Source organism: Mycolicibacterium confluentis, assembly GCF_010729895.1.
GTDB classification, from domain to species: domain Bacteria; phylum Actinomycetota; class Actinomycetes; order Mycobacteriales; family Mycobacteriaceae; genus Mycobacterium; species Mycobacterium confluentis.
In genome coordinates, this window is record NZ_AP022612.1 from 2,743,314 (window position 1) to 2,770,236 (window position 26,923).

Sequence of the window (26,923 nt, forward strand, 5' to 3'; positions counted from 1 at the left end):
CGGCGGGCCCCGAGGTCAGCCGCTGTTGCGCAGTGCGGACGCCAGGCCGCTCATCGTCAGCAGGATCCCCCGCTGCACCAGTTCGTCGTCATCGCCGGAGCGGTAGCGCCGCAGCAGTTCCACCTGCAGGTGGTTAAGCGGTTCGAGGTAGGGGAACCGGTTGAACACCGACCGGGCCAGGGCCGGGTTGTCGGCCAGGAGGTCGTCATGGCCGGTGATCAGCTTGTGCATCGCGATCGTCCGGTCGTGCTCGGCGACGATCTTGTCGAACACCCTCGACCGCAGATCGGGATCGTCGACGAGTTCGGCGTAGCGTGCCGCCAAACCCATGTCGGCCTTCGACAACACCTGCGCCATGTTCGACAGCACGGTCGCGAAGAACGGCCAGCGCTTGTACAGATCGCGCAGCACCTCGATGCGAGCGGCACTGTCCTTGCCGCCGTCGGCGATGTACTGCTCGAACGCGGTGCCGGTGCCGTACCAGCCCGGCAGCATCACGCGCGACTGGCTCCAGGCCAGCACCCACGGGATGGCGCGCAGGTCGGAGATCTTGGTGGTGGGTTTACGCGAGGTGGGCCGACTGCCGATGTTGAGCGCGCCGATCTCGCTGACCGGTGTCGAGGCCTTGAAGTACTCGACGAATCCCGGTGTCTCGTGCACCAATTCGGCATACGCACGCTGCGCGCGGGCCGCCAGGTCGTCCAGCACGGCGTACGCCGGTTCGGCGGCGTCCCCAAGCCCTTCGACGTCGAGCAGGGTGGACTCGAGCGTGGCCGCCAGCAGCGTCTCCAGGTTGCGGTGCGCGCTGCGCGGTTCGGCGTACTTGGCGGCGATCACCTCACCCTGCTCGGTGATCCGCAGCGACCCGCTGACCGCACCGGGTGGCTGCGCCAGGATCGCGTCGTAGCTGGGGCCGCCGCCGCGTCCCACGGTGCCACCGCGACCGTGGAAGAGCCGCAGCCGAATTCCGTTGTCCCGGGCCATCTCGACGAGGTCCAACTCGGCGCGGTACAGCGCCCAGTTTGCCGCAAGGTATCCGCCGTCCTTGTTGGAGTCCGAGTACCCGAGCATCACCTCCTGGCTCTCGCCGCGCGCATGCACGATTCCCCGGTACAGCGGCAGCGCCAGCACGTCGGTCATGATCTGCGCCCCACGCTGCAGGTCGTCGATGGTCTCGAACAGCGGCACGATCCCCACGGGGCAGTACGGGTGCTCGCCTGACGCGTCGAGCAGGCCCGCCTCCTTGAGCAGCAGCGCGGCCTCGAGCATGTCCGAAACCGACTGGCACATCGAGATGATGTAGTTGGGCACGGCCTGCGCACCGAACACCTGGACGGCGCGGGCCGCCGCGAGCACGATGTCGAGTTCCTTGCGCGCCAGTTCCGACAACTGGGCGCCCGGCCCGACCAGCGGGCGACGGGTCGACAACTCGGCGACCAGCAGCGCCACACGGGCCTGCTCCGGCAGCGACGCGTAGTCCGAGTGCACACCGGCCCACGCCAGCAGTTCAGTCACAACCTCCTCGTGCACATCGGAGTTCTGCCTCATGTCCAGGCCGCTGAGATGAAACCCGAAGACGTGCACGGCCTCTCGCAGCCGCGCCAGCCGGTCGTCGGCCAGCAGCGCGCTTCCGTGCGCACGCAGCGAGGAGTCGACGACATTGAGATCCGCCAGCAGTTCACCGGGCGTCGAGTACCGCGGCATGCCGAGATCCAGCACGTGTTCGGGCTGGCGATCCAGGATGTCGGCCGCGGTCGCGGTCAGTCGCGCATGCACGACGCGCAGTGCGCGCCGGTACGGTTCGTCGGCGCGGGCCGGTTCGTGGCAGGCGTCGGCCAGCTCAGCGACGTCGTCGCTGACCGTCACGAGGCGGGCCGACATCGACAGCTCCTCCTCGAGGGCGGTCAATTCGGTGAAGTAGTGCGCGAACGCGGTGTAGGCCGCGCTGCCGGTCGCAAGGCGCACCACGTCACCGGTCACGTTCGGGTTGCCGTCGCGGTCACCGCCGATCCAGGATCCGGGCCGCAGAATCGGCTGAGGCAGCAGATCCGCACCCGGCCAGCGAGCCTGCAGCGCCTGACGCACCCCGGCGTTCACCGCGGGGATGACCTCGAAGAAAGCCGCCGGGTAATACCGCAGGCCGGTCTCGATCTCGTCCTGAATCTTCAACCGGGACAACCTGATCAGCGCGGTCTGCCACAGCATCAGGATCTGCCGGCGCAGTTCCAGGTCGATGCTGCCGCCCTCGGAGGTGCGCTCCTCGCCCTTGGCGTGCAGACGCATGAGTTCGGTGATGCGGTGCTGCGTGTCGAAGACCGTGCGTCGCCGGGTCTCGGTGGGATGCGCGGTGATCACGGGCGACACCAGCGCACCGGTCAGGGCTTCGGCGACGGTGTCGGCATCCAGGTCGGCGGCGTCGAGCTTGCGGTAGGTGGCGGCCAGGCTGCTGTTCTGGGGCGGCTCCCCGGCGGCCACGTGGACCGCGCGGCGACGCTCGCGATGGATGTCCTCGGCGACGTTGGCCAGCAGCGCGAAGTGCGTGAAGGCGCGGATGACGGGGATGGCCTTCTTCGCCTCGATGCCACTGAACATCTCGGCGAGTTCGGCGCGGTCGATCTCGGAACGCCGGACGCGGAACGATTCGACCCGGGCACGTTCCACGAGGTCGAAGATCTCTTCACCGCTCTGCTCACGGACGGTGTCGCCCAACATGGCGCCGAGCAGGCGGATGTCCTCCCGCATGGGCTCGGTGGCTTCACGACCGACCTGGGTGCGGCGGACGGAGCCGATGGGCTCCAGAGCGGTGTCGGGTCCTTGCGCCATCATCCAAGTATCGGCGCAGCAGAACCCATGCGCACGCCGGGTGACGGCGTGTGACGCACGCCGCTAGCTGTATTTGAGCTGCAGTGCCATCCCGACGATGGACACCAGCCAGATGCCGGTCACGAAGAGCGTGAGCCGGTCGAGGTTCTTCTCGACGACGGTCGAACCCGACAGGCTCGACTGCACGCCACCACCGAACAGCGTGGACAGGCCACCACCCTTGGCGCGGTGCAGCAGCACCAGCAGAACCACCAGAACACTGGTGACCACCAGGATGATTTGAAGGGCCATTTCCATGCGGGCCAGCCTACACGGACGTGATTTCGACGCGAAAACCGGCGCTCAGCACCGGTCTCCGCGCCGAAATCACTGTCTGTCAGGGAAGGGGGCCACCCGCGGCGATCGCGGACAGCATCGCGAACTGCTCGCCGTCCAGCGAGGCACCGCCCACCAGCGCCCCGTCGACGTCGGTCTGCGCAACGATCTCGCCGACGTTCTTGGCGTTCACCGAACCGCCGTAGAGCACCCGCACCGAGTCGGCGACCGCAGGCGACGCCAGCTCGGCCAACTGCTTGCGGATCGCGCCGCAGACCTCCTGGGCGTCGGCCGCACTGGCCACCCGTCCGGTACCGATGGCCCACACAGGCTCGTAGGCGATGACGACCGACGCGATCTGCTCGGCCGACAGGCCGGCCAGCGAGCCGGTCAGCTGGGCCACGTTGTAGTCGACGTGGCTGCCGGCCTCACGGACGTCGAGACCTTCGCCGATGCAGACGATCGGGGTCAGGCCGTGCTTGAGCGCCGCAGCGGCCTTGGCGGCCACCAAGGCGTCGTCCTCACCGTGATAGGTCCGCCGCTCGCTGTGGCCGACCACGGCGAACGTGCAGCCCAGCTTGGCCAGGAAGGCCCCGCTGATCTCGCCCGTGTACGCCCCCGAGTCGTGCCGGGACACGTCCTGGGCGCCGTAGGTCAGGCGCAGCTTGTCACCGTCGACCAGCGTCTGCACGCTGCGCAGATCGGTGAACGGCGGGATCACCGTGACGTCGACCTTGTCGAAGTACTTGTCGGGCAACGAGAACGCGATCTTCTGCACCAGAGCGATGGCCTCAAAGTGGTTGAGGTTCATCTTCCAGTTGCCGGCGATCAACGGCTTACGTGACACGCGAACTCCTCAGCTCTCCAGAACGGCGATACCGGGCAATTCTTTGCCCTCGAGGTACTCCAGGGAGGCGCCGCCGCCCGTGGAGATGTGCGAGAAGCCGTCGTCGGGCAGACCCAACTGGCGCACGGCCGCAGCCGAGTCACCGCCGCCGACGACGCTGAACGCACCCTTCTCGGTGGCACCGATGATGGCCTCGGCCACCCCCTTGGTGCCCGACGAGAAGGCCGGGAACTCAAACACGCCCATCGGGCCGTTCCAGAACACCGTCCTGGCGTTGGACAGCAGCGCGCTGAACCGCTTGACCGACTCGGGCCCGATATCCAGACCCATCCGGCCGTCCGGAATCTGATCGGCCGCCACATGCTCCGGCGGTGAGTCCGCCGCGAACTTCTCGGCCACCACGAAGTCCACCGGCAGGTGGATCACGTCGGCGAACTGGTCCAGCAGCTTGGCGCAGGTCTCGATCATCTCCTCCTGCAGCAGCGAGGAGCCGACCGAAAGCCCTTGGGCGGCAAGGAATGTGAAGCACATACCGCCACCGATGATGAGGCTGTCGGCCTTGGTTGCCAGGTTCTCGATGACCGCGAGCTTGTCGGACACCTTCGAACCGCCGAGCACCACGGCGTACGGACGCTCCGTCGACTCGGTCAGCTGCTGCAGCACCTTGACCTCAGCGGCCACCAGCGTGCCCGCGTAGTGCGGCAGCAGTTTGGCGACGTCGTAGACCGACGCCTGCTTACGGTGCACCACGCCGAAGCCGTCGCTGACGAACGCCGCGTCGTCCCCGACCAGTTCCACCAGGGCCTTGGCCAGCTTGATGCGCTCGGCCTCGTCCTTGCTGGTCTCCCGCGGATCGAAGCGGATGTTCTCCAGCAGCAGGATGTCGCCGTCGGTCAGTCCCTCGGCACGGGCCAGCGCGTCGGTGCCGACGACGTCGCCGGCCAACTGCACGTGCCGTCCCAACCGCTCCCCCAGTTCCTTGGCCACCGGGGCCAGCGAGAACTTGGGGTCGGGCTCACCCTTCGGCCGGCCCAGGTGGGCGGTCACGACGACCTTGGCCCCGGCATCCGACAGCGCCTTCAACGTGGGCAGCGAGGCGATGATGCGGCCCGGGTCGGTGATGTTGCGCTCGTCGTCGAGGGGGACGTTGAAGTCGGAGCGCACCAGGACGCCCCGACCCGAAACGCCTTCGGCGAGAAGATCGTCGAGAGTCTTGACGGTCATGAGACTCAGAGCGACTTGCCGACCAGGGCAACCAGGTCGACGAGACGGTTGGAGTAGCCCCACTCGTTGTCGTACCAGGACACGACCTTGGCCTGGTTGTCGATGACCTTGGTCAGACCCGAATCGAAGATCGAGCTGTGCGGGTCGGTGACGATGTCGCTGGACACGATCGGCGCGTCGTAGTACTTCAGGATGCCCTTGAGCGGGCCCTCGGCGGCGGCCTTCATCGCGGCGTTGATGTCGGCGGCGCTCGCCGACTTCTTCAGCTCCGCGGTCAGGTCGGTGACCGAGCCGGTGGGGATCGGCACCCGCAGCGCGTAGCCGTCGAGCTTGCCCTTCAGCTCCGGCAGCACCAGGCCGATGGCCTTGGCGGCACCGGTTGAGGTCGGAACGATGTTCAGGGCCGCCGCGCGCGCACGACGCAGGTCGCCGTGCGGGCCGTCCTGCAGGTTCTGATCCTGGGTGTAGGCGTGGATCGTGGTCATCAGGCCCTTGACGATGCCGAACTCGTCGTTGAGGACCTTGGCCAGCGGGCCGAGGCAGTTCGTGGTGCACGAGGCGTTCGAGATGATGTTCTGGCTGCCGTCGTACTTGTCGTCGTTGACGCCGAGAACGATCGTGATGTCCTCATCGCTGGCCGGGGCCGAGATGATGACCTTCTTGGCGCCCGCGTCGAGGTGGCCCTGAGCCTTCTCGCGCTTGGTGAAGATGCCGGTCGACTCGACGACGACGTCGACGCCCAGGTCGCCCCAGGGAAGGGCCGCCGGGCCCTCCTTGACCTCGAGGGCCTTGATCTTGGTGTCGCCGACGACGATGGTGTCCTCACCCTCGAGGCTCACCTCGTAGGGCAGGCGGCCCAGGATCGAGTCGAACTTCAACAGGTGCGCCAGCGTGGCGTTGTCGGTGAGGTCGTTGACCGCGACGATCTCGATGTCGGCGGCCTTGCCAGCCTGTTTCTGTGCGTCCAGGGCGCGGAAGAAGTTGCGTCCGATGCGGCCGAAGCCGTTCACGCCTACCCGGATTGTCACTTGATTCTCCTCTTGCTCCACGTACCAGAGATGGGTTGACTGCTCGCACGTCAGCCTAGTGGGGCCGATGTTCGCTCGTGCAGGTTGGTGGGCTTACCCGCCCGCGGGCGACGTCATCCCGAATCGGCGCTGGCTGCCCCACCGCGCAGTGCCACCCAGGAATGCGACCCAACCGAGGGCCGCACCTGCGTGAAGGAGCAGCGTGAAGGTGAACGGAGCCACCAGGGTCGCGAGCGCACTTCCGGCCATGCTGGCGCGGCCAGGATCGCCGGTCCAGTGCCGGTATCGGCGCACCGACCAGGCCGCAAAGGCCATGTCGATCACGAGCTTGCCGGCCACCACCAGCAGCACCGGGCCCAGGATGTCGAACCTTCCCGAGATCAGGAAGGACGCCAGCAGGGCGAGCGCCGTGAGCCCGTACAACGGGTGCACGGTGTCGAGCGCCTTGATCGGCAGCATCACGGTGCCCAGCGCGCCGAGGCGACGATCGCCGACCATCGCGCGGTACCACCACTGGGTCTGCAGGAAGCCGCCGAACCAGCGGCGACGCTGGCGCAGGAACGCCAGCAGGGTCCCGGGCGCCTCGGTGCGGGCCTGGGCGTCGCCGAGCGCGCGGAACCGCCACGACAGGTGGTGCTCGCCCGCGTAGCGCTGCAGGCGCGCCACCAGTTCGTAGTCCTCGACCAGGCACGCGTTGTCGAAACCGCCGACCTCGACCACCGCGCTGCGCCGGAAACCCGCGAAGGCGCCCGAGATCAACTGCAGGCAGTCGATGCGCATCCAGGCGTAGCGGCCCAGGAAGTTGCGGATGTACTCATACGTCTGAAACCACTGCAGGACCTGCCCCCGCGCTCCCGGAGCACACACCGGGGTGATCACCCCGGTCACGCCGACGAGGTCCGGCTCGGCCGAAAATGCCTGCCGCACAGCCTTGATTGCCCCTGGCTCGACGACCGTGTCCGCGTCGACCGTCAGGATGACGTCACATGTGCAGGCCGTCAGGGCCGCGTTGAGGGCCGACGCCTTGCCCGCGTGGGGCAGGCGCAGCCACAGCACCACGGTTTGCCCGATCCGCGTGGGCACGCCGCCGTCGCGCAGCCCGAACTGCTCGGTGAGGATCCGGGCGGTGCTGTCGGAGGAACCGTCGTCGGCGATCACGATCTGGTCCGGTGCGCGGTCCGCATTCAGCAGCGCCGTCAGCGTCACGGGCAGCGCCGTCGCCTCGTTGTGCGCGGCGACCAGCACGCCGAGGGTTAAACCGCCGGCGGCCGGCGCGGCCGCGGCATCTCTGGTCGTGATGCGGCTGATCTGCCAGCCCGTGAAGATCAGCAGTGCCAGGTCGTAGGCCAGATAGGCCAGCCCGACGGACCACGCAATCACTCCGCCGCGGCCGAAGGCCAGCAGGAACAGGGCGACCCACAGCACCAGCACCGCGAGGTGGATCACCACGCTGCGCACCGGCGTCGGCGGGGGCGCGAGCCGGGAGGATGCGCGCTGGCGCGCCAAGGCCAGTGTTTCTGTCAACGCGTCGATGACAGGTACACGCGACCGTCGCGCGCCGGGTTCACCGAGGAGGCTCAGGCCTCTTCGAGCAGTTCCGGCGTGACCGCGGATTCGGTGTCCGGGATGCCGTCCTGCTTGGCCTTGCGGTCGGCCATTGAGAGCAGGCGGCGAATCCGGCCGGCCACAGCGTCTTTGGTCATCGGCGGGTCGGCCAGCCGGCCCAGCTCCTCCAGGGACGCCTGCCGGTGCTCGACGCGCAGCTGGCCCGCGGTCGCGAGGTGATCGGGCACGGTGTCGCCGAGGATCTCCAGCGCGCGCTCGACGCGGGCCGCCGCGGCGACGGCCGCACGCGCCGACCGGCGCAGGTTGGCGTCGTCGAAGTTGGCCAACCGGTTGGCCGTCGCGCGGACCTCGCGCCGCATCCGGCGCTCCTCCCACGTCAGCCGGGTGTCTTGGGCGCCCATCCGGGTCAGCAGGGCGCCGATGGCCTCACCGTCGCGCACCACGACGCGGTCGGCGCCGCGGACCTCGCGGGCCTTGGCGCCGACGCCGAGGCGGCGTGCCGCGCCGACGAGCGCGAGTGCGGCCTCAGGTCCGGGGCAGCTGACCTCCAGCGCCGAGGACCGGCCCGGTTCGGTCAGCGATCCGTGCGCCAGGAAGGCGCCCCGCCACGCGGCTTCAGCGTCGGCGACGCTGCCGCCGACCACCTGGGCGGGCAGCCCGCGCACGGGCCGGCCCCGTAGGTCGAGCAGGCCGGTCTGCCGGGCCAGCGCCTCGCCGTCCTTGGCGACCCGCACGACGTAGCGGGTGTTCTTGCGGATACCGCTGGCCGACAGCACATGAACGATCGCGTTGTAGCCGTACAGGTCGAAGATGTCCTTGCGCAGCCGACGGGCGATGATGCCGAGGTCCACCTCGGCCTCGACCACCACGCGGCCCGCGACGATGTGCAGCCCGCCGGCGAACCGCAGCAGCGAGGCCACCTCGGCGCGCCGCGCGCTGACGGATTTCACCACCAAGCGGCTCAGTTCGTCCTTAACCTCGGCCGTCATCGCCACGGGTCGTCACCTCTCGGTCCAAGCACATGCGGTCCATCGACATCGGCGGGGTTCACAGTCGGAATCGACGGCGTCGTCGGCAGCGCCGGCTCGTTCCCCCGCTCACACACCGCCTGCAACGCCGCCGCCAACTTCGCCGGGTCATGTAATGGTGTACCAGGTCGAGACACGTCAGCAAACTGCACCTGAGCATTCAGCACGCCGGCGGTTCGAATCAATTGGTCGCGCTCACGCTCGCTGGCCACTCGGTTGACGTCCACGACAATGTCGTTGACGGTGAAATCGGGTGCGTGCTGGGCAAGCACGTGCAGATGTCTCTCGGCGGAGAAGCCCGCGGTCTCCCCCGGTTCGTCGGCCAAATTGAGCACCACCGCGCGCCGCGCCGTGGTCGCACGCAGGGCAGCAAGCAGGCCGGGCACCAGGACGTGCGGGATCACGCTGGTGAACCACGAACCCGGGCCGAGCACCACGAGGTCGGCGTCCATGATGGCGTCGACGGCCTGCCGGGTGGCCGGCGGATTGCCGGGCAGCAGGCGCACACGCCGCACCTTGCCCGGTGTCGTGGCGACCGCCACCTGACCGCGGATCACGCGACTCATCCGCGGGTCGGACTCCAGACCCGCGACGTCGGCCTCGATCTGCAGCGCGATCGGGCACATCGGCAGCACGCGGCCCTTGACCCCTAGGACGCGGCCCAGTTCGTCGAGGGCAGCGACCGGGTCGCCCAGCACCTCGGACAGTCCGGCCAGCATGAGATTGCCGATCGGGTGTCCGGCCAGTGCCCCGCTGCCACCGAAGCGATGCTGGATGATGGTGGCCCACAGCCGGCCGTACGGACTGTCGGATGCCAAGGCCGCCAGCGCCATTCGCAGGTCACCGGGCGGAATGACGTCGAGTTCGCTGCGCAGCCGGCCCGAGGAGCCGCCGTCGTCGGCGACGGTCACCACCGCGGTGACATGGGGTGTGAGCCGACGGGCCGCCGACAGCGTCGCGTAGAGGCCGTGGCCGCCGCCGAGTGCGACGATGCGTTCGACCGTCATTCGCGGCCCAGATCCCGGTGCAGAACCCGCGCCGACAGGTCATTGCCGCTGCTGAGCCGGGCCGCCAGCGCCTCGGCAATCGCGACGCTGCGATGCTTCCCACCCGTGCAGCCGATGGCCACTGTCATATAGCGCTTGCCCTCTCGACGGTAGCCGTCGACCACCAATCCCAGCAGTTCATGATAGGTGTCGAGGAACCTGTCGGCACCCGGCTGACCCAGCACGTAATCCCGCACCGAGGGGTGCTGACCGGTGTGATCGCGCAGTTCGTCCACCCAGTGCGGGTTGGGCAGGAACCGGACGTCCATCACCATGTCGGCGTCCATCGGCAGCCCGTACTTGAACCCGAACGACTCGACCGTGACGCTGATGTCGGGCACGGTCTCGGCCCCGAAGCCGCGTTCAATGCTCTCGCGCAGTGCCCGCACCGACAGCGTCGAGGTGTCGATGACCAGGTCGGCCGAGGCCCGCACCGGGGCCAGCATCGTGCGTTCGGCGGCGATTCCCTCGGCCAGGGTCAGATCGCCCTGCATCGGGTGGCTGCGCCGGTTGTTCTCGTAGCGGCGCACCAGCATCTCGTCGGAGGCGTCGAGGAACAGGACCCGCGGCGTGATGTTCCGGGTGGCCAATTCGCTGCGCACTGAGTCCAGGTCGCCCGTGAATCCCCTGGACCGCGCGTCCATGACGACCGCGAGTTGCGTGATGCGCGAACCCGCGGCGAGTCCGAGATCGACCATCCGGGTGATCAACTCCGGCGGCAGGTTGTCGGCGACATACCAGCCCAGATCCTCGAGAACCTTGGCCGCGGTGCCCCTCCCGGCACCAGACAGGCCGGTGACCAGAACCACGTCGATACCCGAGTCAGCGTCGACCTCACCGGCCCCAGTTTCGCGTGCCACTTCGTCAATACCGTCCGTCATCGTGCTGCCCGTTGCGCGATGTCATCATCACTCACCGGAATCTCGCTTGGGGCCGATCCCACCGAATCCACGGCGGGCGGGTCGGCGACCGTCACGCCGAGCGCCTCGAGCACCGCGGCCGCCGTCGCCGGCCCGATGCCGGGCACCGAGGTGATCTCCTCCACTGAGGCCTTCTTGAGCCGCGCCACCGAGCCGAAGTGGGTGACCAGCGCCTTGCGGCGATGTTCCCCCAACCCCGGGACCGCGTCGAGCACCGAGGCCGTCATGCGTTTGGATCGCTTGCTGCGATGGTAGGTGATCGCGAACCGGTGGGCCTCGTCGCGCACGCGCTGCAGCAGATACAGCCCCTCGCTGTTGCGGGGCATGATCACCGGGTCGGGCTCACCCGGCACCCAGATCTCTTCGAGCCGTTTGGCCAGGCCGATCACCGCCACGTCGGTGACACCCAACTCGGTCAGAACCGCGGCCGCGGCGTTGACCTGCGGCGCGCCGCCGTCGACGACGAACAGGTTGGGCGGATAAGCGAACTTCCGCGACTTGCCTTCTGCGGAGAAGTCTTCGGGCTGCGCGCGGTCCTGGACGTGACGCCAGAACCGGCGCCGGGTGACCTCGGCGATCGACGCGACATCGTCGGAGCGCCCGTCTCCCGCGGCCTCTTTGATGCCGTAGTGCCGATAGTCGGACTTACGCGGCAGACCGTCCTCGAACACCACCAGCGAAGCCACCACGTCGGTGCCCTGGACGTGGCTGATGTCGACACATTCGATACGCAGCGGCGCCTCCGCCAGGCCGAGCGCATCCTGAATGCTCTGCAGCGCAGCGGATCTGGCGTTGAAATCGCCGGCGCGTTTGAGCTTGTGCTGCTGCAGCGCCTCCTTGGCGTTGCGGTGCACGGTCTCGGCCAGCGCCTTCTTGTCGCCGCGCTGCGGCACCCGCAGCACCACGCGCGAGCCACGCAGTCCCGAAAGCCATTCGGCCAGTTCGTCGGCGTCGTCGGGAAGCCGGGGCACCAGCACCTCGCGCGGGACGGGGTTGGCGGCCTCGTCACCGCCGGAGTCGCTGGCCCCGCCCAACTCCGCCTGCTCGCCGTAGAACTGGGTGAGGAACTGCGCCACCAGTTGCGCCTCGACGCCGCCTTCGAGTTCGTCTGGTTCGCTTGCCTTCTCGACGATCCAGCCACGCTGGCCGCGGACTCGGCCGCCCCGCACGTGGAACACCTGGACGGCCGCCTCAAGCTCGTCGTCGGCGAAGGCCACCACGTCGGCGTCGGTGCCGTCGCCGAGCACCACGGCCTGCTTCTCCATCGCGCGCCGCAGGGCCGACAGGTCGTCGCGCAGCCTCGCGGCCCTCTCGAAGTCCAACTCCTCGGCCGCGGCGATCATCTTGTGTTCGAGCTCACGCGCGAAGCGGTCGGTGCGGCCCGAGAGGAAGTCGCAGAAGTCCTCGACGATTCGGCGGTGCTCGTCGGCGCTGACCCGGCCGACGCATGGTGCCGAGCACTTGTCGATGTAACCCAGCAGGCAGGGCCTGCCGATCTGGTTGTGCCGCTTGAACACTCCGCCGGAGCACGTGCGCGCCGGAAAGACCCTGGTGAGCAGGTCGAGCGTCTCTCGGATGGCCCAGGCGTGCGAGTAGGGGCCGAAGTAGCGGACACCCTTGCGCCGCGGACCGCGGTAGACCGACAGCCTCGGGTACTCCTCGTTGAGCGTCACCGCCAGCACCGGATAGGACTTGTCGTCGCGGTAACGCACGTTGAACCGCGGGTCGTACTCCTTGATCCAGTTGTACTCGAGCTGCAGCGCCTCGACCTCGGTGTTCACCACCGTCCACTCGACCTTGGCCGCGGTGGTCACCATCTGGCGGGTTCGGGGGTGCAGTCCCGAGATGTCGGCGAAGTACGACGTCAGGCGGCTGCGCAGGCTCTTGGCCTTGCCGACGTAGATGACACGCCCGTGCGGGTCGGAGAACCGGTAGACGCCCGGCTCGACTGGAATCGAACCCGGAGGGGGTCGGTAGGTCGATGGATCGGGCACCGGTCCAGCCTAGTCGGCGCGCCGACAACCCCGAGCCACGACTGCGGCCGCGCACGTGCGTCCCGTCACACCGCCGAGACTGCTGGCGAGAGGTGTCAGCTCTTGTATTTGTCGATGAGCGTGCGCACGCCGTCCATGGCGTCCACAGCCCGCGCCTTGTCGATGGCCTGGATCGCCATCACGGGGATGTATTCATCGTCGGGCAGGTCGAGCCGCGCCCAGCGTGCCCCACGGTGGAAGGACAGATCCTGGACCTGCTCCCAGTCAACCAGCTTGTCGCCCACAAGGTTCCGCACGGACACGCCGGCCGGACCGACCCGCAGCCGCGGGCGGGCGAAGAGCAGCACCACGCAGGCGATCACGATGCCCAGCGCGCCAATGGCCACCTGATCGGCGGTCTGGAAGATCACGCCGCTGGATTTGACCTTGAGCAGGGCTCCGACGGTGATGTGCGCGGCCGCGATGACGAACGCCGCACCATAGGCGAACCGGGGTGCCAGATGCGGACGGACCACCAGGTCCCACTCCGTGCCCGGCGACGCGCTCACCGGGCTGCGCGCAGGTCGCGCAGAGTCAGGGCCGTGCTCAGCGCCGCGGCGGCCGCCTGCTCACCCTTGTCCTCCGCAGAGCCGGGCAGACCCGCACGGTCCAGCGCCTGCTCCTCGGTGTTGGTCGTGAGCACACCGTTGGCCACCGGCGTCGCGGCGTCGAGTGAGACCCGTGTCAGGCCCTGCGTGACGGCATCGCAGACGTAGTCGAAATGCGGTGTGCCACCCCGGATCACGACGCCGAGGGCGACGACGGCATCGTGGCTGCGGGCCAGCTCCTGGGCCACGACGGGAATCTCGATCGCACCGAGCACCCGCACGACGGTGGGTTCGGCCACTCCCGCGGCCTTCGCGACCCGCAGGGCGCCGTCGAGCAGCGCATCGCAGATCGTGGTGTGCCACGTGCTGGCGACGATCGCCAGGGAGATCGTCGAGCCGTCGAGCTCGGGCATCTCCGGAACCCCGGCGCCTCCGCTCACGAATTTCCGCCCAGGTCCGTCGGGGCCTGATGCCGGTCACCAAGCAGGTAGACGGCCTCGTCGTAGCCGTCCATCGTGGTCGACTCGTGGTAGTCATCGAGCCCGGTGAGGTCGTGGCCCATCCTGTCACGCTTGGTCAGCAGATACCGAATGTTGTCGGCATTGGCGCGCACCGGCAGCGGCACGCGCTCGATGATGTGCAGTCCATAGCCGTCCAGGCCCACGCGCTTGGCCGGGTTGTTGGTCAGCAGCCGCATCGACCGGACACCCAGGTCGACCAGGATCTGCGCGCCGATCCCGTAGTCCCGCGCGTCGGCGGGCAGGCCCAGCTTCAGGTTGGCGTCGACAGTGTCGTCGCCAGCGTCCTGCAACTGGTAGGCCTGCAGTTTGTGCATGAGGCCGATGCCGCGACCCTCATGGCCGCGCATATACAGCACGATGCCGCGGCCCTCGTTGGCCACCATTGCCATCGCGGCGTCCAACTGCGGGCCGCAGTCGCAGCGCCGCGACCCGAAGACATCGCCGGTCAGGCACTCGGAGTGCACGCGCACCAGCACGTCCTCGCCGTCGCTGTGCGGTCCGGAGATCTCACCACGGACCAGCGCGACGTGCTCGACGTCCTCGTACATGCTCTTGTAACCGACGGCGCGGAAGTCGCCGTGACGGGTGGGGATGCGGGCCTCGGCGATGCGCTCGATGTGCTTCTCGTGCTTGCGGCGCCATTCGATGAGGTCGGCGATCGAAATCAGCGCGAGGTCATGTTCGTCGGCGAAGACGCGCAGTTCCTCGGTGCGCGCCATGGCGCCCTCGTCCTTCTGGCTGACGATCTCGCAGATGGCGCCCGCGGGCTGCAGTCCGGCGAGCCGGGCCAGGTCGACCGCGGCCTCGGTATGGCCGGGGCGGCGCAGCACGCCGCCGTCCTTGGCGCGCAGGGGCACAACATGCCCCGGCTTGGTGAAGTCCTCGGCGATGGCGTTCGGGTCGGCCAGCAGTCGCATGGTGGTGGCGCGGTCCGACGCCGAGATTCCGGTGCCGACGCCAAGCCTGGCGTCGACGGTGACCGTGTAGGCCGTGCCGTGCTTGTCCTGGTTGACGGCGTACATCGGGAGCAGACCGAGTCGGTCGCAGACCTCGCCGGAGAGCGGGACGCACAGGTAACCGGAGGTGTAGCGGACCATGAAGGCCACCAACTCGGGCGTGGCCTTCTCGGCCGCGAAGATCAGATCGCCTTCGTTCTCTCGGTCCTCATCGTCGATGACGACGACGGCCTTACCCGCAGCGATATCGGCCACCGCCCGTTCGACGGTGTCAAGCCTCGTCATCTGTGCCACCTCGCCGGTCCCGTGAAGGACCACAAAACCCTCTGAAACGAACAAAACGTGCCATCAGTATGAACCACCGAAATGCGGTGGTTACTTCCCGCAGGTCACTGGCAGCACCACCACCCACGACCGGCCCCTCCGACCCCATTACGCGGGTCAATCCGCTGTTGACGTCCTTGCAGGTCGGCGTCGGCGAACAGCGCACGCCGCGCCCGCAGACCTCGTGCGCTGTTGCGCGCCCGCGGGCCGAATCTGTGACCAAGCACACGTGACGACTGCGAAGGCAGGGAAACCGCTACCGCTGGTTGGCGAGCAGGCGTTCGACGTACTTCGCGATGACGTCGACCTCGAGATTCACCGGCGTGCCGACCGGGGCCGTGCCCAGGGTGGTCAGCTCCCGGGTGGTCGGGATCAACGACACCTCGAACCAGTCGCCGTCGGCGTCACCGCCGAGACCGGACACCGTCAGCGAGATGCCGTCGACGGTGATCGACCCCTTCTCCACGACGTAGCGGGACAGGTTCTGCGGCAGCGTGATCCGCACGACCTCCCAGTGCTCGGACGGGGACCGCGAGACGATCGTGCCGGTGCCGTCGACATGTCCCTGCACGATGTGCCCGCCGAGGCGGCTGTTGACCGCTGCGGCCCGTTCGAGGTTCACCCGGGACCCGGCGGACAACCCGGCCAGGCTGGACCGGTCGAGCGTCTCGGCCATCACATCCGCGCTGAACTGACCGCCCGGCATCACCTCGACGACCGTCAGGCACACACCGTTGACCGCGATCGAGTCGCCATGGCCCGCATCGGCTGTGACGACCGGCCCGCGGATGACGAAACGCGCCGCATCGGCAAGGTCTTCCTTGTCGACGACTTCGCCCAATTCTTCGACGATTCCCGTGAACACGCGTCAAGGCTAGACCTGCGCTTGACCTGTGGGGTCGACGCACCCTCTACGATGCAAACCATGCAGCCGAGTCGACTCGTGTCCCGGATCGCCCTGTCCCTCGCCGCCGTCAGCACCGCCGCCGCTCTGGTTGTGGGCTGTTCGTCGTCGTCAAAGCCCACCGAAGACCTGCCCGACGCCGCGGGCCTGCTCGAACAGTCCAGCCAGGCCACCAAGGGCCTGAAGAGCGGGCACCTCGAGATCACGGTCGACGGCACCATCGAGGGCCTGCCGGTCAAGCGCCTCACCGGCGACCTGACCAACGTGCCCGCGACCGCCGTTCAGGGCAGCGCCACCATCACGATGGGCGGCTCCGACATCGACGTCGACCTCGTCGTCATCGACAACACGCTGTACGCGGCGATGACCCCCAACAGCTGGCTCGACATGGGTCCGGCCGCCGACATCTACGACCCGTCGACGATCCTGAACCCCGAGAACGGCCTGGCCAACATGCTGGCCAGCTTCTCCGACGCCAAGTCTGAGGCCACCGAGACGATCAACGGCGTGGAGACCGTGCGGGTGACCGGTTCGGTCAACGCCGACGCCGTCAACAAGCTGATTCCTCAGCTGAAGGCCAGCGGTTCGGTCCCGGGCACCGCCTGGATCGCCAAGGACGGCGACCACAACCTCGTGCAGGCCGAGGTTGAGCCTGCCGGCGGCGGTTCGGTCGTGGTGGCCCTCTCCGAGTGGAATGAGCCCGTCACCGTCACCAAGCCTCAGGTCTGATGCAACCGGAGGCCAGGCGCTGGACCGCGATCAGCGCGGGCGGGCTCGCCGTCCTGCTTGGGGCCGTCGACACCTACGTCGTCGTCACGATCATGGTCGACATCATGAAAGACGTCGGCATCCCGATCAACCAGATCCAGCGCGTGGCCCCGATCATCACGGGCTATCTGCTCGGCTACATCGCGGCGATGCCGCTGTTGGGCCGCGCCTCTGACCGGGTTGGCCGAAAGCTGGTGCTGCAGTTGGGCCTGGCGGGCTTCGCCCTCGGTTCGGTGGTCACCGCGCTCTCCGATGATCTGACGATGCTCGTCATCGGCCGTGTCATCCAGGGCGTCGCCAGTGGTGCGCTGCTGCCGGTGACCCTGGCGCTGGCAGCTGATCTGTGGGCGGCGCGCAACCGTGCCGCGGTGCTCGGCGGAATCGGCGCGGCGCAGGAGCTCGGGAGTGTGCTGGGTCCGCTGTGGGGCGTCGCGATCGTGGCGCTGTTCAACACCTGGCGCGACGTGTTCTGGATCAACATCCCGTTCACGGTCGTGTGCATGGTGTTGATCCACATCAGTGTTCCGTCGCACGACCGCGGAACGGGTCCGCGCGAGCGCGTCGACATCGTCGGCGGCGTGCTGTTGGCCGTCGCGCTGGGCCTGGCCGTGATCGGCCTCTACAACCCCCGCCCGGACGGCAAGCAGATCCTGCCTGAGCACGGCCTGCTGCTGGTGGCGGGCGCGGTCGTGGTGGCCGTCGCCTTCTTCGTCTGGGAGCGGTACTCGCGCACCAAGCTGATCGACCCCGCGGGCGTGAAGATGGTGCCGTTCCTGGCCTCACTCGGCACATCGATGTGCGCGGGCGCCGCGTTGATGGTGACGCTGGTCAACGTCGAGCTGTTCGGCCAGGGTGTGCTGGGCCTGAATCAGGTGGACGCCGCGCTCAAGCTGACGTGGTTCCTGGCCGCACTGCCGGTCGGCGCACTGATCGGCGGCGCGATCGCGACCCGCATCGGCGACCGCATCCTGGTGTTCGTCGGCATGATGCTGTCCGGCCTTGCGTACTGGCTGGTGTCCAACTGGGGTGTCGACGTGCTCAACGAGAAGCACAACCTCGGCTTCATCGAACTGCCCGCGTTCTCCACCGACCTGTTGCTCGCCGGCTTCGGTCTGGGCCTGGTGATCGGACCGCTGACCTCGGCCGCGCTGCGCGTCGTGCCTGCGGTGCAGCACGGCATCGCGTCATCGCTGGTCGTGGTGGCGCGCATGACGGGCATGCTGGTGGGCGTCGCGGCCCTCTCCGCCTGGGGTCTCTACCGGTTCAACCAGATCGTGGCGACCCTGCCCAGCGAGGGCGGCGACACACTCGCGGCCCGGGTGGCCGCCGAGGCCGCCAAGTACAAGCTGGCATTCTCGATGCAGTACGGCGAGATGTTCGGCATCACCGCGATCGTGTGTGTTGTGGGCGCTGTCATCGGTCTGCTGATCGCGGCACGCGACGTCCACGCCGAGCCCGAACCTGAACTCGTGCAGTCCGAGTCACCGGAGCCCGAAACCCAGCAGATCGGCAGGCACCGCGCCGACGGCTAGGCCTGTTCGGCCTGGTCCGGCACGAGGCTCAACAGCAGGTCGGGCTCGACGTGCTCGATCACGTCGTACCGCCATTTCGAGGCCCGGGTGATCGAGGCGACGCCCACGTCGTCGACGACGGAGTTGGGGCCGCCGAGCAGGATCGGCGCGACGTAGGCCAGGATCCGGTCCACCAGGCCGGCCCGCAGGAACGCCGACGCGAGCGCGGCGCCGCCCTCGATGAAGACGTCGGTGCGGTCGGTCAGGGCCCGGATCACCTCGTGCGGATCGTGCGTGCGGATCAGCATGGTGCGCGAATCCTCGTTGAGGACATTGGCGTCCTGCGAGATCTCCCGCATGCCGACGACGACCCGAAGCGGTTGATGCTCGGCCAGTTCCCCCTCTGGGGTGCGCGCCGTCAGGCGCGGATCGTCGGCGAACACCGTCCCGGTCCCCACCACGATGGCGTCGGAGGCGGCACGGCGACGGTGCACATCGGCGCGTGCCACGGGTCCGGTGATCCACTGGCTGCTGCCGTCGGCGGCCGCGCTGCGCCCGTCGATGCTGCCGGCGAATTTCCACGTCACGTGGGGTCGTCCGGTGCGCTGCTTGTGCAGCCACTCGCGCAGTGACCCGGACTCGACGTCACCGGCGAGTACACCGCCGAGCACCTCGACGCCCGCCTCGGCGAGCGCCGCCGCACCACCCGCGGCCTCCTGATTCGGATCGGACACCGCGAAGACGACGCGCGAAACACCCGCCGCCAGAAGCGCTTCCACACAGGGTGGGGTCCGGCCGTGATGGTTGCACGGTTCCAGCGTGACGACGGCCGTGCCCCCGCGGGCGGCCGCACCAGCCTGCCGCAGCGCCATCACCTCGGCGTGTGCACCGCCGACGGGTTGGGTGCCGCCGGCTCCGACGATGTCGCCGTTGGCGTTCAGGATGACCGCTCCGACAGGAGGATTCGGGTACGTGCTGCCCTTGACTCGTTCGGCCTCGGCGATCGCCGCCCGCATGGCGGCCTCGGGGGTCACAGCGCCAGGTGAGGTGCGGCCGCCGCGGCCTGGGCCCGAAGCGCCCGCACCGCCTCGGCGGGGTCCGCCGCGTTGTACACCGCGGATCCGGCGACGAAGCAGTCCACCCCGGCCTCAGCGGCCGCCTCGATGGTGTCGGAGTTGATGCCGCCGTCGATCTCCACGACGATGGTCAACTCCCCCGCGTCGACCAGGCGGCGGACGACGCCAACCTTGGACAGCACCTCGGGGATGAACTTCTGGCCGCCGAATCCGGGTTCGACGGACATGATCAGCAGGGTGTCGAACTCCGGCAGGATCTCGAGGTACGGATCGATCGGGGTGCCGGGCTTGACCGACAGGCCGGCCTTGGCTCCCGCCGCGCGGATGTCGCGGGCCACCTTCACGGGCTGCTGCGTCGCCTCGGCGTGAAAGGTCACGTTGTAGGCGCCGGCCTCGGCGTACGGCGGGGCCCAGCGCTCGGGCTCCTCGATCATCAGATGGCAGTCCATCGGGATGTCCGTGACCTTCAGCAGGCTCTCGACGATCGGCAGGCCCAACGTCAGGTTGGGCACGAAGTGGTTGTCCATGACATCCACGTGCAGCCAATCCGCACCCGCGACGGCGGCCACCTCATCAGCCAACCGGGCGAAATCAGCGGACAGGATGGACGGGGCGATCAGGGGGCGTTCAGATGCAGCAGACACGACGATCACCCTACTGTCAGCGCCGCGGCGAACATCGCATCAGTGCCGTGCCGATGCGGCCACAACTGGACGTACTGGCCCTGCGGACCCGTGGCGGTGCCCTGCGCCGGAGCGAACAGTGCCGGGGTGTCCAGCAGCGTGACGTTGTGGCGACGGACCGCGTCGGCGACCACACCCGCGGTCTCCGCCAGATGCGGTGAGCAGGTCGCGTACAGCACGACGCCGCCGGGCCGGGTCATGGCGATCGCCGAGGCCAGCAGTTCCTTCTGCAGTTTGGTCAGTTCGGGCACGTCGGAGGGGTTGCGACGCCAGCGGGCCTCGGGGCGGCGGCGCAGCGCACCCAGTCCGGTGCAGGGCGCGTCGACCAGCACCCGGTCGAAACCTGCCGCTGCCCCCGGCAGCAACTCTCGGCCGTCGGCCTCCACCACCTCGACGTCGAGGCCACGGGTGTTCTCGCGGACCATGTCGGCGCGCTGGGACGCGGGTTCGATCGCCGTCACGCGGGCGCCGGTCTGCGCGCCGATCGCAGCGATCAGCGCGGTCTTGCCGCCGGGGCCCGAACACAGGTCCAGCCAGCGTCCGCCGTCGGGACCGCGCAGGGGTGCCCGGGTCAGCGCCTGGGCCACCAACTGGCTGCCCTCGTCCTGCACGAGCGCCGCGCCGTCACGCACGGGGGCGAGCGCGCCGGGATCACCGCCCGGCAGATACACCGCGTACGGCGAGTAATCACCGGGCGTCCCGCCGACGGCCTCGGCCAACTCCGCGGCCGTCAGCACCCCGGGGCGAGCCGCCAGGTGCACCTTCGGGCGGTCGTCGTCGGCGGTCAGCAGCGCGTCGAGTTCACCCGCGCTCGCCCCCAACGCATCGGCGAAGGCCTGTGCGATCCAGCGCGGGTGCGCGTGCGCGAACGCGGTGTACCCGACGGGGTCGGTGCGGCGGTCCGGCGCCAGTTCGGCGATCCAGGCCTGCTCGTCCTTGGCGGAGATGGCACGCAGCACGGCGTTGACGAAACCGCCTCGGGCGAAGTCGAATTCGATCTTCGCCTGATCGACGGTGGTGGCCAGCACGGCGTGCGGCTCGACCCTGGTGCGCAGCAGCTGATAGGCACCGAGCCGCAGCAGGTCGAGCAGCACGGGGTCGATGCGATCGGTGGGCCGATCGGCGGCCGCGGCGATGATCGCGTCGAGCAGGCCCCGGCAGCGTGACGTGCCATAGGTCAGCTCGCTGGCGAACGCGGCGTCACGGCCCGTGATCCCGCGCTCGCGCAGCAGGGCGGGCAGCAACAGGTTGGCGTAGGAGTCCCGGGTCGAGACAGCCCGCAGGACGTCGAAGGCGGCCCGCCGAGCGGGATCCATCGCCTTGGGGGCCCGCCCGCGCCCTCCGCGTTTGTCGCTCATGACGCGTCCACCCCGTCGGACAGGCGTGCACCGCGGGCCCAGTCGGCCGCGGCCATGGGTTTCTTGCCGGGCGGTTGCAGCACACCGAGTACCACCGCCTGCGAGCCCGTGCCGATGCGCACGCTGCGCCTGCCGGCCTCGACGCGTCCCGGGGGGAGCGCCTCGCCGTCGGGGTCGACGGTGACGGGCCCGAGTTTGACCCGGACGTCGCCGATCACGGTCCACGCCCCGGGCGCGGGGGTGTGCGCGCGGATGCGACGTTCGACGATGTGGGCGGGCAGGTTCCAGTCCACGCGGGCCTGTTCGACGGTGATCTTGGGGGCCAGCGAGACACCGTCGGTCGACTGCGGCACCGCGTTCAGCACACCGTCCTCGACGCCGTCGAGGGTGGCTTCGAGCAGACCCGCGCCGGCGTCGGCGAGGCGCGTCAGCAGATCACCCGAGGTGTCGGTCGGGGCGATCGTCTCGGTGATCACTCCGTACACCGGGCCGGTGTCGAGGTCGGGTTCGATCTGGAAGGTGCTCGCGCCGGTGACGGAGTCGCCTGCCGCGATCGCGGCCTGCACCGGGGCGGCGCCGCGCCAGGCGGGCAACACCGAGAAGTGCAGATTGATCCACCCGTACCGGGGCACCGCGAGCAGCTCGGGCTTGAGCAGCGCCCCGTAGGCCACCACGGCGCAGCAGTCGGGAGCCAGTTCGGTCAGTTCGGCGACGAACTCGGGCTCGTTGGGGCGGGCCGGCCGCAGCACCGGAATGCCCTGTTCCAAGGCCAGTTTCGCGACGGGCGACGGCGCAGGCTTGCCGCGCCGGCCCGCGGCCGCGTCGGGGCGGGTGAGCACCGCCACGACGTCGTGCCGGGGCGAGTCGATGAGCCGCTGCAACGACGGCAGGGCGGGCTCCGGGGTGCCGGCAAAGACGAGACGCACCGCGTCAGTCTAGGCGGGCGACGGCGCAGCGCCGCAAACCGCTCATCGCGGGGTCTGGTAGTACTCCCGTTCACCCACGCCGGTCGGGCCCGCGACGAACATCCACGGGATGCTGCCGATGGTCCGATTCAGGGAGGCGACCGCGTCGTTGTAGTACTGCCGGGCGAACGCCAACTTGTCCTCGGTGTCGGCGAGGTTCTGCTGCAGGTTGAGGAAGTTGGTCGACGAGTTCAGCTGCGGGTAGGTCTGCCCCAGTGCCAGCACCTGGCCCACCGCGTTGTCGAAGTCGCGTTCGGCGGCGCTGCGCTGCGCGACGGAGGTGCCCGTCGTCGACGACGCCAGGGCGGCCCGCGCGGTCGTGACATGATCCAGAATCGCCTTCTCGTGCGCCGCGAAGGACGCCACGGTGCTGACCAGGCCCGGAATCAGGGACGCGCGCCGAGTCAACTGCACGTCGATTCCGCCGAGGGCTTCGTCGACGCGGACGTCGGCCGCCCGAATCTTGTTGTAGCCCACCACGAACACCACCAGCACCGCAATCGCGATGAGCAGCACCAGCACCAACACGAACCTCACCATGAGCCGCCTCCTCCGCCGCCGCCCCCGCCTCCACCACCACCGCCTCCGCCACCACCGCCGCCTCCGCTGCTGGAGGACGTCTGGGTGGCCGCGTAGGCGCCGATCGAGGAGGACAGAGCTGATTCGAAACTGTCGAAACTGGGTGCGCCGGAACTGTCCGTGAAGGACTGACCGGAACCAGACGATTGGTACCAATCAGGCTGCGGGGCAACCTGTCCGGTGAGATCGTGATACTTCTTCGCCCACAGCGCGGCCGCCCCTCCCGCGACCGCGTACGGCAGGTATGCGGTGTAGAGGTCCTTGCGGGCAGCGAAGTCGAATCGTGCCTCGGCCGCGTCGGTGACCAGCATGCGGTGGAATCCACCCGCGCGTGACCACAGTTCGCGGCCCGCTGCGGTGCGCCGGCTTCCGACCCCGTCGACCCATGCGGGCGCCGTGAGAAGGAAGACCACAGCGAAGGGGATCACCCACATGGTCACCGGGAACAGGAATCGGAAGACGGCCATGCCCGCGCACACCAGAGCGATCAGATTGACCACCCGCACGGCGTACTCCACGCGACGCTTCACCATCAGACCCTCATCGAAAGCCCACTTTCGCACCGCATCGGCCTGCTCCGACTTGGCTTTGGAGAGCCGCTCCCCCGATTTCGCGGTGCCGTTGGCGTCGAACTCGCCGCCGGGTTTGTTGATCTTGAGCGCGGACGCGAGCGTCAGGCTGACGGGATCGACGTCGGCCCAGTCGGCGAGTTTGGCGTCGTTGCGGATCGACCACTTCTTCTTGCCCACCTGGTTCATCTGGATGAGCCCACGGTCGGCGAGGTGGAACAGCGTGGCGGTCACCGCGTTGTCGCTGACCGACTCGGTCCGGATGTACTCGGTCTGTACGGGGCCCAACCCCTCGGGCGGCGCGTACTGCAGCGGAAAACCCGGTGGTTTCTCCACCGTGCTCCGGTACAGCAGGATCGCGCCGATCGCCCCGAGGATCGTCCACGCGATCGCCCACTGCACGCCCGACACCGACCGGCCCAGGATCCGGTCGAATTCGAAGGCCCAGGGCAGTTCGGCCCGTGGCGGTGTGGGCATGTCGACCCCGGCCCGCACGGTCACAGGTGTGCGCGGTTGCAGTCCCTCGGTCGCCACGGTCAGTGTCCTGCCGTCGGCGCTCAGTTGCGTGCACGGCTCACCCGTTCCCACGCCCACCGAGCACTGCGCTCCCGTGATGGCCGCGGGCAGGGTCACCGTGACGGAGGAGCGATAGATGTAGTTGTCCCAGCCCGGCGAGATCACGTTCCAGTAGAACACCGTCGGCGGTGTGTCCGTGATGGTGCCGGTGTCGCTGGCGAAACTCTTGGCCGCTGCGGTGTCGCCGGGATCGAGGACTCCCGGGACCGTGTAGCGGATCTCGAAGATGTGCTCGCCGTAGTCCAGGTAGCTGTCCGGGTCGCCGATCTTCGCGACGCTGAACCGGTCGCCGTTGCGCCACAGCATTTCGTAGGGGATCGTGTCGCCGTCCATCAGGATCGAGGTGATCTCGGGCACCTGACGGATGCGGGAATTGTTGGGGTTGACCACATCCCAGTAACGGAACAGGCCATGCCTGCCGCTGGGGAAGTCCGCGGTGATCGTCTCGGTCGCAGTCAGGTTGCCGTCCGCGTCCACCTGGTAGTCGGCGACATAGTCGGTGATGGTGACCGGGTCGGACGGCGGGCTGGCATTCTCGTCGGGCGCGTCGGTGAACACGGCGGGCCAGAGCACGGCGCCAGCGAGCAGGAGGAACAGGATCGTCCACTTGAACAGCCGGCCCAACCAGCCCATGCATCACCCTCGACTCTCTGCGCTGGGCTACACACTAAGCGCAACAGCGTGATGTGCGAGTCCGGATCGGCGGCCGTGCACCACGAGCCACCACCACCGCGGCACCGGCGCCTGCTCGCCCGCCCCCCTCAGCTGGTGCTCCTCAGCCTATGTGCAGTGGATCCACCTGAACTCGCACCAATTCGTGGTCGCGGCGCGCGCTGAGCACCCCGGTGGCGCGTCGAAGCGTCGACGCGAGCTCCAGACCCTGGTCTCGTCTCACGCGCACGAGCATGCGGATCACCTCGGCGTCGGGGTCGAGTCCGGCGGGCCGCCTTGCGCCGAGGGGCAGGTCGACGGGGCCGAGGACGTCCATCGGGCCCGCGAGGTCACCGGGCAGGCCCGCCGTCTCCAGCAGTGCGGAAACCCCGTCGGAGGTTCCGTCGAGGGCGGCGATGTGCACGCTCGGCGGCAGGCCCACCTCGGCGCGGGAGTCGAGTTCGGCTTCAGCGGCCCCGACCGGGTCCCAGCGCACCAGGCACTGGACCGTCGGCAGCGATGCCTCGGCCACCACGACCACCGCCCCGCCCTCGGAATGCGGACGCACCAGCGCCGCCGCCCCCAGCCATCGCCGCAGCGTGTCCTCCGCGGCGCGCAGATCCTGACGGCCCAAAAGCGCCCAGGCGTCCAGCAGCAGTGCCGCGCCGTACCCGTGCGGTGCCGCGGGTTCGGCACCCGGCGTCGCGACCGCGACCACCGGGCCGTCCTCGACCGTGCTCACCATCGACTCGCCCGACGATGTGACGATCGTCGTCCCCGGGAACGCGCGGCCCAATTCCTCTGCGGTCCTGCGGGATCCGATCACGACGGCGCGCACCGCGTCCGAACCGCAGCGCACGCAGCGCAGCGTCGAGTCGTGCCGCCCGCACCATCGGCACACCGCACCGGTGGTGAGCCGATCGGTGAGCGACAGCGGGCCCGTGCAGTGTCGGCAGCGGGCCACGGTGCGGCACTTGGCGCACGCCAGCGACGGCACGTATCCGCGCCGCGGCACCTGCACCAGCACGGGCCGCTCGGCCTGCAGTGCGGTCCGCGCGGCCTGCAGTGCCACCGAGGGCAGACGCGCCGAATGCGCGGCGGCATCCCGTTCCTGCTGGAAGCCGTCGTTCTCCAACGCCACGACGCGCGGTGCGCGGGCCCGCAGCACGGGACGCGTCGCCACCAGATCGTGGGCCCACCCACTGCGCACCAGTGCCTGCGCCTCGGCGGTCCGCGCGTAGCCGCCGATGACTGCGGCACAACGCATCTGATGTGCCCGCAGCATCGCCACGTCGCGCGCGTGCGGATAGGGCGCGCGCGGTTCGGCCAGGGTGTCGTCGCCGTCGTCCCAGATCAGCACCAGGCCCAGCGCCGTCACGGGCGCGAACACCGCACTGCGGGTGCCGATCACGACCGAGGCGTTGCCGCGCAGGGCCGCCAGCCACCGTCGGTAGCGCGCGGAGGGGCCCAGGCCCGCCGAGAGCGCGACGACCGTCGAGGCCGCATCCTTGCCGAGTCGCGCCACGGTGCTGGCGTACAGCGCGTCGACATCGCGCTGATCGGGCACCACCGCGACGACACCCCGTCCCCCGCACAGCGTCGCCGCGGCCATGTCGGCGAAGCGGTCGGCCCAGGACTCACCGGGCAGCGCCTGCCACACCGCGCGCACGGCCCGCGCCTCGGCGAGCGCCGTCAGGAACGACTCCCCTCCGCGATATCCCGACCACGGCGTCGGGTCCGGCGGCTCGAACGTCAAAGGTGTTTCCGCCGTGGCGATGTCTCGTTCTGCGCGGGCGTGCCGGGGTGGGATGGCCAGCCGCAGCACGTCGGCGCGGATACCCGCGTACCGTGCCGCGACGGCGTCGACCAGTCTGCGGATCTCCGGGGTCAGCACGGGTTCAGCCGACACCACCCGATCGAGCCAGCCGAGTTTCCCGGCGTGGTCGGTGTCGCTGCGACGTTCCAGGATGAACCCGTCGACCAGACGGCCGTGGAACCGCACTCGAACCCGGACCCCGGGTTGGGCGTCATCGGACTGTTCGGCGCTGACCAGGTAGTCGAACTCGCGATCGAGGTGCGGCACGGTGAGCATCGGCAGCACCCG

23 protein-coding genes are annotated in these 26,923 nt (G+C 69.1%); 2 read left to right on the forward strand and 21 right to left on the reverse strand.

All coding sequences use genetic code 11. From position 1 onward, the window contains the following. Nucleotides 1-15: 15 nt before the first annotated feature. The 14 genes from ppc to G6N34_RS12755 form a co-directional block, all read right to left on the reverse strand. A complete protein-coding gene (ppc, locus tag G6N34_RS12690) occupies nt 16-2,823 on the reverse strand; it encodes a phosphoenolpyruvate carboxylase (RefSeq protein ID WP_085154869.1) in 2,808 nt (935 codons plus the stop codon). Between the two features lie 63 nt (nt 2,824-2,886). Beyond that, on the reverse strand, nt 2,887-3,120 hold the full coding sequence (gene secG / locus G6N34_RS12695; RefSeq protein WP_085154815.1) for a preprotein translocase subunit SecG: 234 nt from the start codon (nt 3,118-3,120) through the stop codon (nt 2,887-2,889). 79 nt (nt 3,121-3,199) lie between these two features. Next, complete coding sequence (gene tpiA, locus G6N34_RS27985) at nt 3,200-3,985, reverse strand: triose-phosphate isomerase (protein ID WP_085154817.1); 786 nt, start codon at nt 3,983-3,985, stop codon at nt 3,200-3,202. Between the two features lie 9 nt (nt 3,986-3,994). After that, on the reverse strand, nt 3,995-5,209 hold the full coding sequence (locus G6N34_RS27990) for a phosphoglycerate kinase (protein ID WP_085154818.1): 1,215 nt from the start codon (nt 5,207-5,209) through the stop codon (nt 3,995-3,997). A gap of 5 nt (nt 5,210-5,214) precedes the next feature. Then, nucleotides 5,215-6,237, reverse strand: a complete 1,023-nt coding sequence (gene gap / locus G6N34_RS12710) for a type I glyceraldehyde-3-phosphate dehydrogenase (RefSeq protein ID WP_068255985.1) — start codon at nt 6,235-6,237, stop codon at nt 5,215-5,217. A 93-nt stretch (nt 6,238-6,330) separates the two neighbouring features. Beyond that, nucleotides 6,331-7,761 carry a glycosyltransferase family 2 protein gene (locus G6N34_RS12715; RefSeq protein ID WP_085154820.1) on the reverse strand — a complete coding sequence of 477 codons (1,431 nt, stop codon included), beginning with the start codon at nt 7,759-7,761 and terminating at the stop codon, nt 6,331-6,333. Between the two features lie 53 nt (nt 7,762-7,814). Beyond that, the gene (whiA, locus tag G6N34_RS12720; protein WP_109788629.1) at nt 7,815-8,792 is read right to left on the reverse strand and encodes a DNA-binding protein WhiA; all 978 of its coding nucleotides are present in this window, start codon (nt 8,790-8,792) and stop codon (nt 7,815-7,817) included. Beyond that, nucleotides 8,789-9,838, reverse strand: a complete 1,050-nt coding sequence (locus G6N34_RS12725) for a gluconeogenesis factor YvcK family protein (RefSeq protein ID WP_085154823.1) — start codon at nt 9,836-9,838, stop codon at nt 8,789-8,791. The genes whiA and G6N34_RS12725 overlap by 4 nt, the downstream gene beginning before the upstream one ends. Then, a complete protein-coding gene (gene rapZ / locus G6N34_RS12730; RefSeq protein WP_085154825.1) occupies nt 9,835-10,758 on the reverse strand; it encodes an RNase adapter RapZ in 924 nt (307 codons plus the stop codon). The genes G6N34_RS12725 and rapZ overlap by 4 nt, the downstream gene beginning before the upstream one ends. Continuing rightward, complete coding sequence (uvrC, locus tag G6N34_RS12735) at nt 10,755-12,791, reverse strand: excinuclease ABC subunit UvrC (protein WP_085154827.1); 2,037 nt, start codon at nt 12,789-12,791, stop codon at nt 10,755-10,757. The genes rapZ and uvrC overlap by 4 nt, the downstream gene beginning before the upstream one ends. 95 nt (nt 12,792-12,886) lie before the next feature. Next, complete coding sequence (locus G6N34_RS12740) at nt 12,887-13,339, reverse strand: PH domain-containing protein (RefSeq protein WP_085154828.1); 453 nt, start codon at nt 13,337-13,339, stop codon at nt 12,887-12,889. Continuing rightward, nucleotides 13,336-13,818: a 6,7-dimethyl-8-ribityllumazine synthase gene (gene ribH / locus G6N34_RS12745; protein ID WP_085154830.1), complete on the reverse strand. Its 483-nt coding sequence runs from the start codon at nt 13,816-13,818 to the stop codon at nt 13,336-13,338. Before ribH ends, G6N34_RS12740 begins: the two co-directional genes overlap by 4 nt. After that, entirely contained in the window at nt 13,815-15,140 is a 1,326-nt protein-coding gene (locus G6N34_RS12750) for a bifunctional 3,4-dihydroxy-2-butanone-4-phosphate synthase/GTP cyclohydrolase II (protein WP_085154871.1), read from the reverse strand. The genes ribH and G6N34_RS12750 overlap by 4 nt, the downstream gene beginning before the upstream one ends. A gap of 295 nt (nt 15,141-15,435) precedes the next feature. Then, nucleotides 15,436-16,044, reverse strand: coding sequence for a riboflavin synthase (locus G6N34_RS12755; RefSeq protein ID WP_085154832.1), 609 nt, complete (start codon nt 16,042-16,044; stop codon nt 15,436-15,438). A gap of 51 nt (nt 16,045-16,095) precedes the next feature. Between G6N34_RS12755 and G6N34_RS12760 the strand changes: the two genes are divergently transcribed. Together G6N34_RS12760 and G6N34_RS12765 are read left to right on the forward strand one after the other, a co-directional pair. Next, complete coding sequence (locus tag G6N34_RS12760; protein WP_109788625.1) at nt 16,096-16,812, forward strand: LppX_LprAFG lipoprotein; 717 nt, start codon at nt 16,096-16,098, stop codon at nt 16,810-16,812. Continuing rightward, nucleotides 16,812-18,383: an MFS transporter gene (locus G6N34_RS12765; RefSeq protein WP_085154835.1), complete on the forward strand. Its 1,572-nt coding sequence runs from the start codon at nt 16,812-16,814 to the stop codon at nt 18,381-18,383. Before G6N34_RS12760 ends, G6N34_RS12765 begins: the two co-directional genes overlap by 1 nt. Here the strand turns inward: G6N34_RS12765 and ribD are convergent. From ribD to G6N34_RS12800, 7 genes are all read right to left on the reverse strand, one after another. Beyond that, complete coding sequence (gene ribD, locus G6N34_RS12770) at nt 18,380-19,378, reverse strand: bifunctional diaminohydroxyphosphoribosylaminopyrimidine deaminase/5-amino-6-(5-phosphoribosylamino)uracil reductase RibD (RefSeq protein WP_085154836.1); 999 nt, start codon at nt 19,376-19,378, stop codon at nt 18,380-18,382. The genes G6N34_RS12765 and ribD overlap by 4 nt on opposite strands. Before the next feature lie 14 nt (nt 19,379-19,392). Then, nucleotides 19,393-20,082, reverse strand: a complete 690-nt coding sequence (gene rpe, locus G6N34_RS12775) for a ribulose-phosphate 3-epimerase (RefSeq protein WP_085154873.1) — start codon at nt 20,080-20,082, stop codon at nt 19,393-19,395. A gap of 5 nt (nt 20,083-20,087) precedes the next feature. Beyond that, the gene (locus G6N34_RS12780) at nt 20,088-21,479 is read right to left on the reverse strand and encodes an RsmB/NOP family class I SAM-dependent RNA methyltransferase (protein WP_085154838.1); all 1,392 of its coding nucleotides are present in this window, start codon (nt 21,477-21,479) and stop codon (nt 20,088-20,090) included. Next, nucleotides 21,476-22,405, reverse strand: coding sequence for a methionyl-tRNA formyltransferase (fmt, locus tag G6N34_RS12785; RefSeq protein ID WP_085154840.1), 930 nt, complete (start codon nt 22,403-22,405; stop codon nt 21,476-21,478). The genes G6N34_RS12780 and fmt overlap by 4 nt, the downstream gene beginning before the upstream one ends. A gap of 42 nt (nt 22,406-22,447) precedes the next feature. Then, a complete protein-coding gene (locus tag G6N34_RS12790) occupies nt 22,448-22,984 on the reverse strand; it encodes a LemA family protein (protein ID WP_085154842.1) in 537 nt (178 codons plus the stop codon). Beyond that, nucleotides 22,978-24,801, reverse strand: coding sequence for a DUF2207 domain-containing protein (locus G6N34_RS12795; protein ID WP_163645378.1), 1,824 nt, complete (start codon nt 24,799-24,801; stop codon nt 22,978-22,980). The genes G6N34_RS12790 and G6N34_RS12795 overlap by 7 nt, the downstream gene beginning before the upstream one ends. Before the next feature lie 142 nt (nt 24,802-24,943). Next, on the reverse strand, nt 24,944-26,911 hold the full coding sequence (locus G6N34_RS12800) for a primosomal protein N' (RefSeq protein ID WP_085157635.1): 1,968 nt from the start codon (nt 26,909-26,911) through the stop codon (nt 24,944-24,946). Between the last annotated feature and the right edge of the window lie 12 nt (nt 26,912-26,923).

What these genes read in the sequence shown, in the direction of transcription:
- ppc (WP_085154869.1), bottom strand. Translation starts at nt 2,823, where the DNA reads ATGGCGCAAGGACCCGACACCGCTCTGGAGCCCATCGGCTCCGTCCGC.
- secG (WP_085154815.1), bottom strand. Translation starts at nt 3,120, where the DNA reads ATGGAAATGGCCCTTCAAATCATCCTGGTGGTCACCAGTGTTCTGGTG.
- G6N34_RS27990 (WP_085154818.1), bottom strand. Translation starts at nt 5,209, where the DNA reads ATGACCGTCAAGACTCTCGACGATCTTCTCGCCGAAGGCGTTTCGGGT.
- whiA (WP_109788629.1), bottom strand. Translation starts at nt 8,792, where the DNA reads ATGACGGCCGAGGTTAAGGACGAACTGAGCCGCTTGGTGGTGAAATCC.
- G6N34_RS12725 (WP_085154823.1), bottom strand. Translation starts at nt 9,838, where the DNA reads ATGACGGTCGAACGCATCGTCGCACTCGGCGGCGGCCACGGCCTCTAC.
- rapZ (WP_085154825.1), bottom strand. Translation starts at nt 10,758, where the DNA reads ATGACGGACGGTATTGACGAAGTGGCACGCGAAACTGGGGCCGGTGAG.
- G6N34_RS12750 (WP_085154871.1), bottom strand. Translation starts at nt 15,140, where the DNA reads ATGACGAGGCTTGACACCGTCGAACGGGCGGTGGCCGATATCGCTGCG.
- G6N34_RS12760 (WP_109788625.1), top strand. Translation starts at nt 16,096, where the DNA reads ATGCAAACCATGCAGCCGAGTCGACTCGTGTCCCGGATCGCCCTGTCC.
- G6N34_RS12765 (WP_085154835.1), top strand. Translation starts at nt 16,812, where the DNA reads ATGCAACCGGAGGCCAGGCGCTGGACCGCGATCAGCGCGGGCGGGCTC.
- ribD (WP_085154836.1), bottom strand. Translation starts at nt 19,378, where the DNA reads ATGCGGGCGGCGATCGCCGAGGCCGAACGAGTCAAGGGCAGCACGTAC.
- G6N34_RS12780 (WP_085154838.1), bottom strand. Translation starts at nt 21,479, where the DNA reads ATGAGCGACAAACGCGGAGGGCGCGGGCGGGCCCCCAAGGCGATGGAT.
- G6N34_RS12790 (WP_085154842.1), bottom strand. Translation starts at nt 22,984, where the DNA reads ATGGTGAGGTTCGTGTTGGTGCTGGTGCTGCTCATCGCGATTGCGGTG.
- G6N34_RS12795 (WP_163645378.1), bottom strand. Translation starts at nt 24,801, where the DNA reads ATGGGCTGGTTGGGCCGGCTGTTCAAGTGGACGATCCTGTTCCTCCTG.
- G6N34_RS12800 (WP_085157635.1), bottom strand. Translation starts at nt 26,911, where the DNA reads ATGCTCACCGTGCCGCACCTCGATCGCGAGTTCGACTACCTGGTCAGC.